Raw genomic sequence first — 12,169 nt, 5'->3', positions numbered from 1 at the left:
GGGGGCAGGGAGGGGGAATGATTCTTTCCCCCTCTCCCTGCCCACTACGGAGTACACATAAGTCTTTTAAAGTTGCTGTGTAACGTAGGGTGGGTTAATTTTTGCAGAGCGATGCAACAAAGGTGTAGGGCGATGCAACAAAGGTGCAGGGCGATGCAACAAAGGTGCAGGGCGATGCAACAAAGGTGCAGGGCGATGCAACAAAGGTGCAGAGCGATACAACAAAGGTGCAGAGCAATGCAACAAAGGCGTAGGGCAATGCAACAAAGGCGCAGGGCGATGTAACAAAGGTGCAGAGCGATGCAACAAAGGTGTAGATCAATAGACTTGTGTGTACGCTGTAGCTCCAACACGGAGAGGGGCTGGGGGAGAGGTCAAATAGACTTCTAACTCACATTAATGTACAGTCAAGGGAATCCCGTTATCTTTAGATTTCAACTTGAGAATAAATGGCACAGCTTTCAATACCCAATCGGACACGGGTGTATAATTAGCAGCTTCTTCTCCAAAGCTAATAGACAGCATATCTGTATGAATAATCCCTGGATTGAGGGGTATAGCTGCCATACCAGTCGGCAATTCTTGTGCCAAAGAACGAGTTAATCCTTCTATTGCCCACTTGGAAGCGCAGTATGGTGCAACTTGGGCTGAAGTCGAACGTCCCCAGCCAGAACTAAAGTTAACAATAATACCCCGTTTGTTTTTCACCATTGCTGGTACGAAATGGCGAATTATATTCGCTACTCCTTTGATATTGATATCTATTAGATCGGAAAATTCTTCGGATGGTATTTCCCACAAAGGTGCTGGGTAATTAGTAATTGCCGCATTATTAATCACTATATCTGGCGGTTCATATTTATGAAGTATATGTTCTGCCCATTTTTTTACTTGCTGTTCATTTGCCACGTCTACAGATGTGAAATCGTTGGGCGCACTAAACTTCTGGCTTATTTTCTGGATAGCATCTGATGAACGAGCGCAACCAATAACAGTATGTCCCTCTTGAATAAAACCCTCGGTCATCGCATAACCTAGACCTTTGCTTATACCTGTAATTAAAATGAGCTTAGTCATATTTTTCTGCTATTAAACGTATCATTGGCAAACTTTTCGTGGGGAGCTATTTTGACCAAATGCCCTGCATATTGTAAACCAATAATAAATGCACAACCCAGCTTTGCCTCTTCTCTTAACCCTACTGCTAGGATCGTTATGCAAATTGCAGCCGCACGTCAACAAGAAGCAAGTGCGATCGCTACTTCTACCACTTTGCTAAGATGACCTGCTGAAATTAGCAATTTTGGGCTAGGGCGTGTTTTAAAAGTCTTAGATCCCCCCAACCCCCCTTAAAAAGGGGGGCTAAAAATCTCTTCAAGTCCCCCTTTTTAAGGGGGATTTAGGGGGATCTAAAAAATTAGAAGGCTAAACGAGTAGTTTGAAAACACGCCCTAGTCGAGTACTAGTGAAACTCAAAAGCATTTGCATAATTTTTTAACTTTGCAGAGAGAAGTACTTTAAGTTACTTAATGCATCAAACGCTACCCACTTTCATAGTTAGCGCTAGGATAGCTATGTATTTTATTAAAGTATAAATATGGCTCAAACTTTTTACGTAAATCCAGTATCAGGCAGCAATACCAATCCAGGTAATCAACAAGCCCCCTTCAAAACTATTACGCAAGCCCTGAAGGTAGCTACTGTTGATACCAAGATTCAACTGGCAGATGGTAATTACAATGCTGCTAGCGGTGAAGTCTTTCCGTTAACGATTCCATCTGGCGTAACAGTGGTGGGTAATGAAGCCAATAAAGGCAATGGTATTTTAATTGAAGGAAGTGGTAGTTACCTGAGCCGTACTTTTGCTGGTCAGAATGTCACATTTGTACTGCTGGATAAAGCGCAACTCAGAGGAGTGACTGTAACAAATTTGGCTAGCCGTGGTAGTGGTGTTTGGATTGAATCAACTGCTCCTACTGTTGCTAATAGCACCTTCATCAACAATAAGCGGGAAGGAGTATTTGCTACAGGCGATGCTAACCCAGTGATTCTAGGTAATGTGTTCAGCGAGAATGCAGCTAATGGAATTGCGATCGCTAAAAATTCTAAAGGTCAAATTGAAAATAATACCTACTTCAAAACAGGTTTTGGCATTGCCATTAGTGATACTGCATCACCCATCCTTCGAGATAACAGAATTTATGAAAACCGTTCTGGGATTGTCATCTCTGGTAGTGCCCGTCCCGTATTACGTAATAATGTTAGTGAAAATAATACTGATGATGGGATTACAGTAATTGGAACTGCTCTACCAGATATCGGCAGTATCAATAATCCGGGGGGCAATACTCTACGCAATAACGGTAAATTTGATTTGCAAAATGTCAGTTCCAATAAGCTGATTTCTCTAGGAAATAAAATAGATGCATCTAAAGTCGCTGGAAACATAGAGTTTGCAGATAGTTCGGTTCCGACACCGACACCCACGCCAACTCCGACACCAACACCCACGCCAACTCCAACCCCAACCCCAACACCCACGCCAACTCCAATCCCAACACCGACACCAACGCCAACCCCAACACCTACTATTGAATTAACCGATATTGCAAATCATTGGGCAGGTGGGTTTATTCGGGAATTAGTCAAATTGGGGATAGTTAATGGTTTTCCCGATCGCACATTTAAACCCGATGCAACAATGACACGCGCACAATTCGCGGCAATAGTGGTAAAAGCTTTCAACCCACCACCAAGCCGTGCAGCGATCAAATTCAAAGATGTACCAGCAGACTTCTGGGCATCTAAGGTGATTCAGCAGGCATATCAAGGTTTATTTCTCTCTGGTTTTCCTGACAATACCTTTAGTCCCAACAAAAATATCCAGCGCGTACAAGTGATCGTCTCTCTGGTGAATGGACTGGGGTTATCTAGTGATGGTACGGCAACTATCAAAGTTTTCGATGATCAAGCCAAGATTCCTGAATATGCCAAGGATGAGGTAGCAAAAGCTATAGACAAGGAAATTATCGTCAATTACCCAAACTTGAAACAACTCAATCCTACCCGCGATGCTACACGCGCTGAAGTAGCGGCGATAGTGTATCAAGCTTTGGTAGATGCTGGTCGCGTAGCAGCGATCGATTCGTCTTATATAGTAACTGCTTGAGGAAGGCAGGGGGGCAGAGGAGCAAATTATCCCACTGCTGCACTAAGACTTGCGGGGGCTTTTGCTAGCAAGAAACCACGGGTGTTGGTGAAAAGTTAAAAGCGAACGCCGGGAAAATGAGCGTTCGCTTGACTATATCTGCCGAACATAGAGGTTAGTTGCTTGTTATTAGCATACTATAAAACTGTAGATTTAAGAGCATTTGATACAGATTTCGGTGCTAAATGAATTCGATCTAGTTGCTTCGCCCTCTAAATACACCCCAGTGGCAAATCCAGCCCGGAACGATCGCTTCTTCCACATCAGGGAGCGATCGCCACTAAATATTTGCTACTTTTAATGGTGTTTTTACTTGCCCCACTTTCTTGGAAACCCAGATTAAATTAGGCTTTCTTAATTTTGAATTGGTATTATTACCATAGAATTGATGGTTGAAGCCTTTGTGAAGTCTTCAACTATCAAAAGATAGAAGCTTTAGTAGCAGATTTTACCTGTATAAAAACAAAAATCTGTATTCAAAGTAAGCTTGTAGCATACAAAACGCTTGTAAGATTTTTATGACTTCCCGGATTCGCTTTTTAATGTGCCCTCCTGACCACTACGATGTGGACTATGTGATTAATCCTTGGATGGAAGGGAATATTCACAAGTCATCGCGCGATCGCGCCGTGGAACAGTGGCAGGGACTACATCAAATCCTCAAACAACACGCCATTGTCGATTTAGTACCACCTGAAAAAGGCTGGCCTGATTTGGTTTTTACCGCCAATGCTGGCTTGGTTCTGGGCGATAATGTCGTCCTCAGTCGCTTTTTGCACAAGGAACGTCAGGGAGAGGAGCCTTTCTTCAAGCAATGGTTTGAGGCAAATGGTTATACAGTCAATGAACTTCCCAAAGATTTGCCCTTTGAGGGAGCAGGAGACGCACTGCTAGATCGGGAAGGACGCTGGTTATGGGCGGGATACGGTTTCCGCTCGGAATTAGATTCTCACCCTTATCTAGCTAAATGGCTGGATATTGAGGTGCTATCTCTACGATTAATAGACGAACGTTTCTATCACCTAGATACCTGTTTTTGTCCTCTAGCAAATGGCTATTTGCTATACTATCCCGGCGCTTTTGATTCTTACTCCAACCGCTTAATTGAAATGCGAGTCGCATCAGAAAAGCGCATCGCAATTGAAGAAGCTGATGCAGTCAACTTCGCTTGTAATGCGGTGAATGTGGATAGCATCGTCATCATGAACAAGACGAGTGATGCTTTGAAAACTCGCCTTGCGAATGCAGGTTTCCAAGTGCTGGAAACGCCACTTACTGAATTTCTTAAAGCCGGTGGTGCAGCTAAATGCTTAACTTTGCGGGTTACAGAACCGGTTAGAGATGAAATTCATGCCAATGTCTCGGTAGAAAGCCGCGTCATTCGCATGGAAGGACATTTGTTAGATGCTGGCTTAATTAACCGCGCTTTGGATTTGATTATAGATGCCGGGGGAAGTTTCAAAGTCCTGAATTTCAATTTGGGAGAACAACGGCAAAGTACTTCAGCCGCCGAGGTGAGAGTATCAGCACCATCCCATGAGGTGATGGAAGAAATCATCTCCCGATTGATTGATTTGGGTGCTGTAGATTTACCGCATGATGAGCGAGATGCCAAACTGGAGCCAGTAATTCAAGATGGCGTTGCACCTGATGATTTCTACGTTAGTACCATTTATCCCACTGAAGTGCGAATTAACGGTCTGTGGGTGAAGGTAGAAAATCAACGCATGGATGGTGCGATCGCCATTACCCAAACTCCCACAGGTTTAGTTGCTCGGTGTAAAATCCTCCGCGATTTAAAAGTTGGCGAACAGGTAATTGTAGATGTTTTAGGTATCCGCACCATCCGCAAAACTGAATCGCGCGAACTCCGCAGCACCCAAGAATTCAGCTTTATGTCGGCGGGAGTTTCCAGCGAACGGCGCGTGGAATTAGTCGTTGAGCAGGTAGCTTGGGAGTTGCGTAAAATCCGCGATGCTGGTGGTAAAGTAGTTGTCACGGCTGGGCCTGTGGTGATTCACACTGGTGGCGGCGAACACTTGGCGCAACTGATTCGGGAAGGATATGTACAGGCGTTGCTGGGTGGTAATGCGATCGCAGTTCACGACATCGAGCAAAATATCATGGGCACTTCCTTGGGTGTGGATATGAAGCGGGGTGTCGCCGTACATGGAGGACACCGCCATCACCTGAAGGTAATTAATAGTATCCGCCGTTATGGCAGCATTCCGAAAGCTGTGGAAGCGGGAGCAATTAAAAGTGGCGTGATGTATGAGTGCGTCCACAATAATGTACCTTTTGTGCTTGCGGGTTCCATTCGGGATGACGGGCCTTTGCCTGATACCGTAATGGATTTGATTCAAGCACAGGAGCAATATGCCAAACACCTAGAAGGTGCAGAGATGATTTTAATGTTGTCATCGATGCTGCACTCAATTGGCGTGGGGAATATGACTCCGGCAGGGGTGAAAATGGTATGTGTCGATATTAATCCAGCTGTAGTGACTAAGTTAAGCGATCGCGGTTCTGTAGAATCGGTGGGTGTGGTGACAGATGTGGGATTATTCTTGAGTCTGTTGATTCAGCAGTTGGATAAGTTGACAAGTCCTTATGTAAATAAGGTAGGTTAAGAGAACGAACCGCAGAGGCGCAGAGGGCGCAGAGAAAGGGAGATGACAAGAGTAGCTTTCAGTGAATTGCAGGTTAATTGGGTTAGTTTGATTGCTGATTTCTTGTTGGTAGGGATGGTTTTTGGCCCGCCGATTGCTCCCTTTCTGGCTGCGTCTGGGGTGTGGTTGCTTCCTGGAATTGCGGACATCATTTATTTCATGGGTAATCATGTATGTCCGCAACCAGATATGGGGTTAGATTTAGCACCACCGTTTATTATGGCTGTATGTATGCGCTGCTACGGCACTGTCACGGGTTTGCTAATTACTCGTCTGCTGTATGGCGTAACTGGTGGTAAAGGTTTTTACTGGTTAAGTAAGTATGGCTGGAGTGGTGTTGCTTTAGCTAGCGTGCTGATGATGGCTTATCCTTTGGAATTGGCAGCACAGATTTTCGGCTTATGGAGTTTTAATAATTATCTGGTTACGCCTTTTGGGTTGATTACGGGTTTGGCGTGGGGATTGTTTACTATGCCCATATTGCATGGGTGGCATGGTGCCAGCCGATACATTAACAATAAGGCGTCAGCGTAACTTTTGCGATCGCTACCAGTCAAGAACTGCTAATGTTGATACTTTCGCAAATTCCCGATCCGCAGTTACTAGGTTCGCAGCTGCCTGAAGCGTCATCGCTGCGATGATTGCGTCAGGTAGTTTCAGCCGATACTGCTGACGAAGTTGGATAATTTGCTCAATTAACACCGTATTATCAGCTATTAAACTAACAACTTCAACTCGTTGGATAAATTGCTGAAAAAGTTGGCGATCTCCCTGACTCAACCCAGAAAATGCTAGAAATTCAATTTGACTAATAATCGAAATCCCGATTCAATCAGCATTTTGTAACAGTTGCAGCAGTTTTGAATTCCCTTGTAACAGTGCTACGATCGCATTTGTATCCAATAAGTAGCGACTACCACTCATCTCGTAGAACCTTTTGCATTGCTAATGCATCTCCCTCCCAGACCAATTTCCCTGCAAGATCGGAAAAATCATAATCAGATTTTTGTGTTCTGTCTGATGCAACCGGATTCAGAACAACCACAATTTTTACCTGTCCAGGCGCTAGCTGTGTTGGGATATCAAGATGCAAATGTCCCGACGCATCAACAATTGTCGTAGGTTGAAAAACTTCCATTATTATCCCAGCTATTGAACTCTGGTTTCATTTTAATGCGATGTCTACGACGGGCTATGCGATCGCACTATTGGACAAAAAACCTTGGTCAAACTCGAAGCATCAAGCTGTCTTGGTTATGTGTATAAAGATGTAGAGCGATCACACATCTAAAATGTGATAATTTTTCCTAGCTCATGATGCGACTAACTTTTTGCGGCTAGGACGCTTGTATTCTGATTTTTTCTTTAATCCTACCGCTTGAGCTTGATCGCTATCTAACCCATATTGTCCGCGCACAACTTCTTTCATCGCTAATACCGCATTGTGAAATTCCCATTCTGCTAATCGCGCAGCATCAGCAGCCGCACGGTATAAAGCTAGTTTCTCGGTTTCGGCTTGTTGCTGGGTTAACATCGCTTGATAAGCTTGCTGTAAGTTGGTAGCAGAGGCATCAGCACGGGTTGTTTGATAAGTGGCGATCGTTTGCAAGCCGTGCCATGAATTAACATCTTCACTAATTAATTGAGGGCGCAAACGGCGTGTTGTATCTTGGGTAGGCATATCAGCATACTGTTGTAAGGTACATATTTAATGTACCCATTGCAACCATAAAGCTATCAGTAAGGTGAAGTTTTTAGATAAAACAAGCTTAAAGAAAGGGTAAGCTGATTTTTGCTTTTTCTATGCAACAAAGGTGCAAGCCAATACATCAAGGATGCAGGTCAATGCAACAAAATTGCAAGCCAATGCAACAAAGGTGTAAGCTAATGTACCAAAGTTACAAATCTATGCATCTAGCCAATTTCTAGAACGAGCAAACATTTGCCCATCTAACACAACGTAAGTTCGACCAACCTCTCCCTGCCTTGAACTTTCGTTCAAGTCTGTCCCTCTCCGATTCGGCTACGCTACGGTGTACACACAAGTCGGAAATAGTAGTCTGTCAAGGAATAATTGACGAGTCCATTCTTTGTAGAGACGGCGATTTATCGCGTCTCTCTTACGTGCCAGTTTTTTAGACGCGATAAATCGCGTCTCTACATGAGATAAATCGCCAAAATACGATCTTTGTCCTATATAGTGAAGTGGCGATACCTACGGTGGTAACAGAGCGCAGGCGTACCCCTCCGAGGAAGCAAGCTACGCAAAGCGTCTCGTAGAGAAGTGTGGGCTACGCCAACGCCTCTACTCCATAAAGACTGAGCAAAGTTAATTTTTGCAACTTTAATGCAACAAAGGTGCAAGTCGATGTAACAAAATTGCGTGTCGATGCAATAAAGGTGCAAGTCGATGTAACAAAGGTACAAGTCGATACAACTTTGTTGCAAGTTAATACATTAAAGGTGCAAGCCAATACAACAAAGTTGTAAGCTAATGCAATAAAGATGCAAATGAGTGCATCCCAGTTCTTATTATTTTGCAGAATAAAATATAGCTAGAGGACATATATAGTAGAACTTTGGTATTGAGATTATTTTTCTCTTTGGAAATTTTAAAAGTGGGATGCTCCCGGTGCAAATCAAAGCATTTAGGCAATTTGTAGAGTGGGCAAACATTTGCCTACCCAACACACTTAAACACAAGTAAAGTTACTCTGTGTCAGCACCAGTACCGCCAGTCAGGTTAATCGGCTTTGATTTATTGTCCTGAAAATGGAATGTTCCTACAGGAGGGACATATAGCGAACGAGGCGATCGTCGCCTATTGTCCTGAGAGGAATGTTTGAAAAGTCATGATTGATGTATCAAATATTTTTTTACCCCACCCTAACCCTCCCCTTATAAAGGGGAGGGAACTAAATTTTCCGGTTTCCCTCCAATACATCGGGGGGATTAAGGGGGGTAGTAATTCAATTAAAATCACGGCTAACCACTTTTCAAACAACTTCTGAGTTAGTTAAGCACTGTTTTGAAGATACAGAATGAGGAATTGGGCATAAATAAAGTTAACTAGTAGGATTGTCATTTACTCTTTTGAGTGTTTTTTGGTAGGGGTTTAAGACATATTTTTTCTTTGTAAGATATTAATGTTTTTTCGCACTGACTTTCTTGGAAAAAACGTATTTTGAAACTATTGAGACTACATTGTGGGATTATTGCGTGATTGACTGGTGAAAATGAAAAATTAAAGATTAAAAATATTACGTATAAATTCTGAAGACGGAACAATTAACAATAAAATGAATGTATAAAAATCGCTTTAATCTTGCGAATTTATATATGAAAAAAGAAAAATCACTGAAACCGATTCGGATGATAATTGTTGACGATCATGAAATCGTGCGATGCGGTATTAAATTTCTCTTACTGGCATTTGATGATATTAAATTAGTGGGTGAAGCGCGTAATGGAGATGAAGGAGTAAATCTATGCAAAGAATTACAACCAGATGTGGTAGTGATGGATTTGATGATGGCAGGGATGAATGGAGTAGAAGCAACAAGAGCTATCCGTAAAAAATACCCAGAAGTTCAGGTTTTAATTTTGACTAGTTTTGTAGAAACAAAGTTTGTTCAGCAAGCGATGCAAGCCGGTGCTATTGGCTACCTGCTCAAAGGTGTTGCCATTGATGAGTTAGCAGATGCCATACGAGCTGCTACCATCGGTCAATCTACTTTGGCAGGGGAGGTAATTCAGGCGTTATTGCAATCAAGCCAAGCTTCATCTCAACCTGTTTATGAACTGAGCAAACGCCAGGAAGAAGTGTTAGCACTGCTGGCTTTAGGATTGAGTAATCAAGCGATCGCTCAACAAATGAAACTGAGTCCTTCTACCATCAGGCATCATGTCAGCCAGGTACTAAATAAGTTAGGAGTAACAAATCGCACTGAAGCTGCAACTACAGCAGTCCGATTCGGATGTGTTTAGTATTGGTGAATCAACTTAGTTACTTTGAATATTTTATATTGCAAAGTTTTAAGATAATTGATTTTAACAAGAGTAGTAACGATACCTACGGTGGGCTACGCCAACATTACTACTCTTGTTACGCCAGTAAAGTGTTAATTTTTGCAGGTCGATGCATCTAAGTTGTAAGTCAATGCAACTTAGTTGCAGACCGATGCAACTAAGGTGCAGGTCGATGTATCTAAGTTGCAGACCGATGCAACTAAGGTACAAGTCGATACGTCTAAGGTGCAGGTCGATGCAACTAAGGTGCAGCCTGATAGGAAAGGGAAAAATTCAAAGTTTCATTAACTCACAGCTTCTATTAGCTGCAACTACGGCAATGCAAGTCGGATGTGTTTAATAATCCTAAAACTCGTTGGTGCAAAAAGTTGCAGTGCTAGCGATCGCCAGTACTGTATGTAGATACTAGCGATCGTCGCGTTTCTTATCGCTGCGATCTTATACTACCTGTACTTACCTCCACCTTCTGCGCTCCTTCAACAATTTGGTAAAGTTTGTGTTCAAATTTCTGCATACATGACGACCAATCAAATTCGAGTATAGAGGGGCGAGCGTGTCTAGTCATATCTGCTTTCAAATCGGGATTTTCCAGAATCGCAATTACCTTTTGGGCGAAGTCTGTAGGGTTGTTAGGTTGGGCAAGGAAGCCGTTACGACCAGGAAATACCTGTTCTGAGGTTGACGGTGCAACAACAGCAACCAGAGGAGTTCCAGAGGCTAATGCTTCGTTATTTGTCGTGCAGAAGTTCTCGGTGACGGAGGGATTGACAAAAACATCCGCTCTAGCAAACCAACCGAGAAGTTCTGTACCGTGAGACTCACCCCATACAGTAATACCCGATCCAAACTTTTTAGCACGCTCGCGGATCTCTTCATCTAGGGGGCCACTACCAACAATTACCAGATGGACATCAGGAATTTTAGCAGCTATGACTGGAAAAATATCAAGCAGTTGGTTGACATTCTTTTCGGGTGTGATGCGTCCAACAAACAACAGAGTTGGTCGGTTATCGTTAGGAATTGGGTTGTAACAAATATTTCGCGGGTGAAATTTTTCGCAATCGATACCTTGATAAGCGACGTATTCAGCGCGTTGGCATTTCAGTTCTTCGTATTTAGCCAGTTGTTCTTTAGAAGAGAAGTAATTGAAGTCATAAGACTCACTAAACTGCTTGACTAAAACGGGAACGATGGGACGAACTAAATTGAAGAATCGGTCTCCAAAATAATATTTGATATACGCAACGATATCTGTATGGAAGAGTGATATTATTGGCGTGCCTGTTCGTTTTGCGTATTGAGTGCCGATAGGGCGACCATAACCTTGCAAGAAAAATGAGTACAAACCTCTCATTTGTGCGGCTTCTTCAACCACGATAATATCGGGCTTGAATTTCTCCAGCAACTTGGTATCGCTCCAATGCCGATGGTTCAATGGTTGAGGAAGAGACTTATAAAACAGCAGTGGTTCTGTGGGGAATGCGTAAGCAGAGAAATTGGGGAAAGACTGAATTTCCTCTAAACCTACCATAGGGCGATCGCCGACATTTTTGGGGTAGCGATCGTTGATTTGCGGATGGATTAGAAAAACCTCATGTCCCTGCTCTAACAACCAACGAACTCGTTGATGTACTGCAACGGAAACACCAGTTAAGAAAGGAGCGTATAACCCTGTAAACAGTGCAATGCGAAGTTTTTGCTTAGTCATAATAAAAGGGAATATTTCAGAAAATTGCTGGTTTTTAACTTAGGATTTACGCAGCAAATGTTTCATTAACATCCTGATTATTTGGCTCAGAAATTCCCACTGATACAGTTAGACTAAGGATTTACGCATTGTCAAATAGCTGAAATTTTAGATTGTGAAGTGGATGTTTATAGTGCTTCTAGTTTGTGTGCAATAGATTCTGACATCTCTCCTTCTAGAAGAGACGCCTTGAGGCTTACTCTCTTCCAGCAACAAAGGTTTTCCGCTTTCCTATCTTCTTAATCCACGGTATACACACAAGTCTGAAATAGCTGATTAACCAGGGTTTTACCCCACCCTAACCCTCCCTGATGCATTGGGGAGGGAACTAGATTTCCGATCTCCCCCCTTTATAAGGGGGGTAAATTCAGGGTTTGGGCTTCATTACCAAGATGTGCGTACACCGTAGCTTTTAGGAGAGAGTTAGAGAAAGGTAAGGAAAAGGTTAGGAGTTAAGTAGACTCAATTGCAAACCTGTATATAAACCTGGGTTAAAAACTATCAAAACATCCAAAC

The 12,169-nt window shown here is 42.9% G+C and carries 12 protein-coding genes; 6 read left to right on the top strand and 6 right to left on the bottom strand.

The genetic code is table 11. From position 1 onward, the window contains the following. Positions 1-66: 66 nt before the first annotated feature. A complete protein-coding gene (locus AC1F2U_RS20340; RefSeq protein WP_480262725.1) occupies positions 67-306 on the bottom strand; it encodes a hypothetical protein in 240 nt (79 codons plus the stop codon). Between the two features lie 90 nt (positions 307-396). Then, positions 397-1,077, bottom strand: coding sequence for an SDR family oxidoreductase (locus tag AC1F2U_RS20335; RefSeq protein WP_480262724.1), 681 nt, complete (start codon positions 1,075-1,077; stop codon positions 397-399). A 51-nt stretch (positions 1,078-1,128) separates the two neighbouring features. Here AC1F2U_RS20335 and AC1F2U_RS20330 point away from each other — a divergent pair, with 51 nt between their 5' ends. The 5 genes from AC1F2U_RS20330 (at position 1,129) to AC1F2U_RS20310 (ending at position 6,411) form a co-directional block, all read left to right on the top strand. Then, positions 1,129-1,284: a hypothetical protein gene (locus AC1F2U_RS20330; RefSeq protein WP_480262723.1), complete on the top strand. Its 156-nt coding sequence runs from the start codon at positions 1,129-1,131 to the stop codon at positions 1,282-1,284. A 313-nt stretch (positions 1,285-1,597) separates the two neighbouring features. Next, positions 1,598-3,169 (top strand): DUF1565 domain-containing protein, encoded by a 1,572-nt coding sequence (locus AC1F2U_RS20325; RefSeq protein ID WP_480262722.1) that lies wholly within the window; start codon positions 1,598-1,600, stop codon positions 3,167-3,169. A gap of 217 nt (positions 3,170-3,386) precedes the next feature. Continuing rightward, positions 3,387-3,509 (top strand): hypothetical protein, encoded by a 123-nt coding sequence (locus AC1F2U_RS20320; RefSeq protein ID WP_480262721.1) that lies wholly within the window; start codon positions 3,387-3,389, stop codon positions 3,507-3,509. Positions 3,510-3,726: 217 nt separating this feature from the next. Beyond that, a complete protein-coding gene (gene argZ, locus AC1F2U_RS20315; RefSeq protein ID WP_480262720.1) occupies positions 3,727-5,838 on the top strand; it encodes a bifunctional arginine dihydrolase/ornithine cyclodeaminase in 2,112 nt (703 codons plus the stop codon). A 42-nt stretch (positions 5,839-5,880) separates the two neighbouring features. Continuing rightward, positions 5,881-6,411 (top strand): DUF2085 domain-containing protein, encoded by a 531-nt coding sequence (locus AC1F2U_RS20310; RefSeq protein ID WP_480262719.1) that lies wholly within the window; start codon positions 5,881-5,883, stop codon positions 6,409-6,411. A gap of 12 nt (positions 6,412-6,423) precedes the next feature. Here AC1F2U_RS20310 and AC1F2U_RS20305 read toward each other — a convergent pair whose 3' ends face one another. The 3 genes from AC1F2U_RS20305 to AC1F2U_RS20295 form a co-directional block, all read right to left on the bottom strand. Continuing rightward, positions 6,424-6,690 (bottom strand): PIN domain-containing protein, encoded by a 267-nt coding sequence (locus tag AC1F2U_RS20305; protein ID WP_480262731.1) that lies wholly within the window; start codon positions 6,688-6,690, stop codon positions 6,424-6,426. Between the two features lie 100 nt (positions 6,691-6,790). After that, positions 6,791-7,015 (bottom strand): hypothetical protein, encoded by a 225-nt coding sequence (locus AC1F2U_RS20300; protein WP_480262718.1) that lies wholly within the window; start codon positions 7,013-7,015, stop codon positions 6,791-6,793. 174 nt (positions 7,016-7,189) lie between these two features. Further along, positions 7,190-7,558, bottom strand: a complete 369-nt coding sequence (locus tag AC1F2U_RS20295; RefSeq protein WP_480262717.1) for a hypothetical protein — start codon at positions 7,556-7,558, stop codon at positions 7,190-7,192. Positions 7,559-9,216: 1,658 nt separating this feature from the next. Between AC1F2U_RS20295 and AC1F2U_RS20290 the strand changes: the two genes are divergently transcribed. Continuing rightward, on the top strand, positions 9,217-9,864 hold the full coding sequence (locus AC1F2U_RS20290; RefSeq protein ID WP_480262716.1) for a response regulator: 648 nt from the start codon (positions 9,217-9,219) through the stop codon (positions 9,862-9,864). 466 nt (positions 9,865-10,330) lie between these two features. Here the strand turns inward: AC1F2U_RS20290 and AC1F2U_RS20285 are convergent, their stop codons facing one another. Further along, on the bottom strand, positions 10,331-11,614 hold the full coding sequence (locus tag AC1F2U_RS20285; RefSeq protein ID WP_480262715.1) for a glycosyltransferase: 1,284 nt from the start codon (positions 11,612-11,614) through the stop codon (positions 10,331-10,333). Positions 11,615-12,169 lie beyond the last annotated feature (555 nt).

Source organism: Nostoc sp. LEGE 12454 (assembly GCF_056620565.1).
The sequence above is the reverse complement of the archived record's forward strand: the minus strand, read 5'-3'. Positions and strand labels throughout refer to the sequence as shown.

Bases quoted from the DNA above. Each gene is read 5' to 3' on its own strand.
- AC1F2U_RS20335 (WP_480262724.1), bottom strand. From the start codon at position 1,077: ATGACTAAGCTCATTTTAATTACAGGTATAAGCAAAGGTCTAGGTTAT.
- AC1F2U_RS20325 (WP_480262722.1), top strand. From the start codon at position 1,598: ATGGCTCAAACTTTTTACGTAAATCCAGTATCAGGCAGCAATACCAAT.
- argZ (WP_480262720.1), top strand. From the start codon at position 3,727: ATGACTTCCCGGATTCGCTTTTTAATGTGCCCTCCTGACCACTACGAT.
- AC1F2U_RS20310 (WP_480262719.1), top strand. From the start codon at position 5,881: ATGACAAGAGTAGCTTTCAGTGAATTGCAGGTTAATTGGGTTAGTTTG.
- AC1F2U_RS20300 (WP_480262718.1), bottom strand. From the start codon at position 7,015: ATGGAAGTTTTTCAACCTACGACAATTGTTGATGCGTCGGGACATTTG.
- AC1F2U_RS20295 (WP_480262717.1), bottom strand. From the start codon at position 7,558: ATGCCTACCCAAGATACAACACGCCGTTTGCGCCCTCAATTAATTAGT.
- AC1F2U_RS20290 (WP_480262716.1), top strand. From the start codon at position 9,217: ATGAAAAAAGAAAAATCACTGAAACCGATTCGGATGATAATTGTTGAC.
- AC1F2U_RS20285 (WP_480262715.1), bottom strand. From the start codon at position 11,614: ATGACTAAGCAAAAACTTCGCATTGCACTGTTTACAGGGTTATACGCT.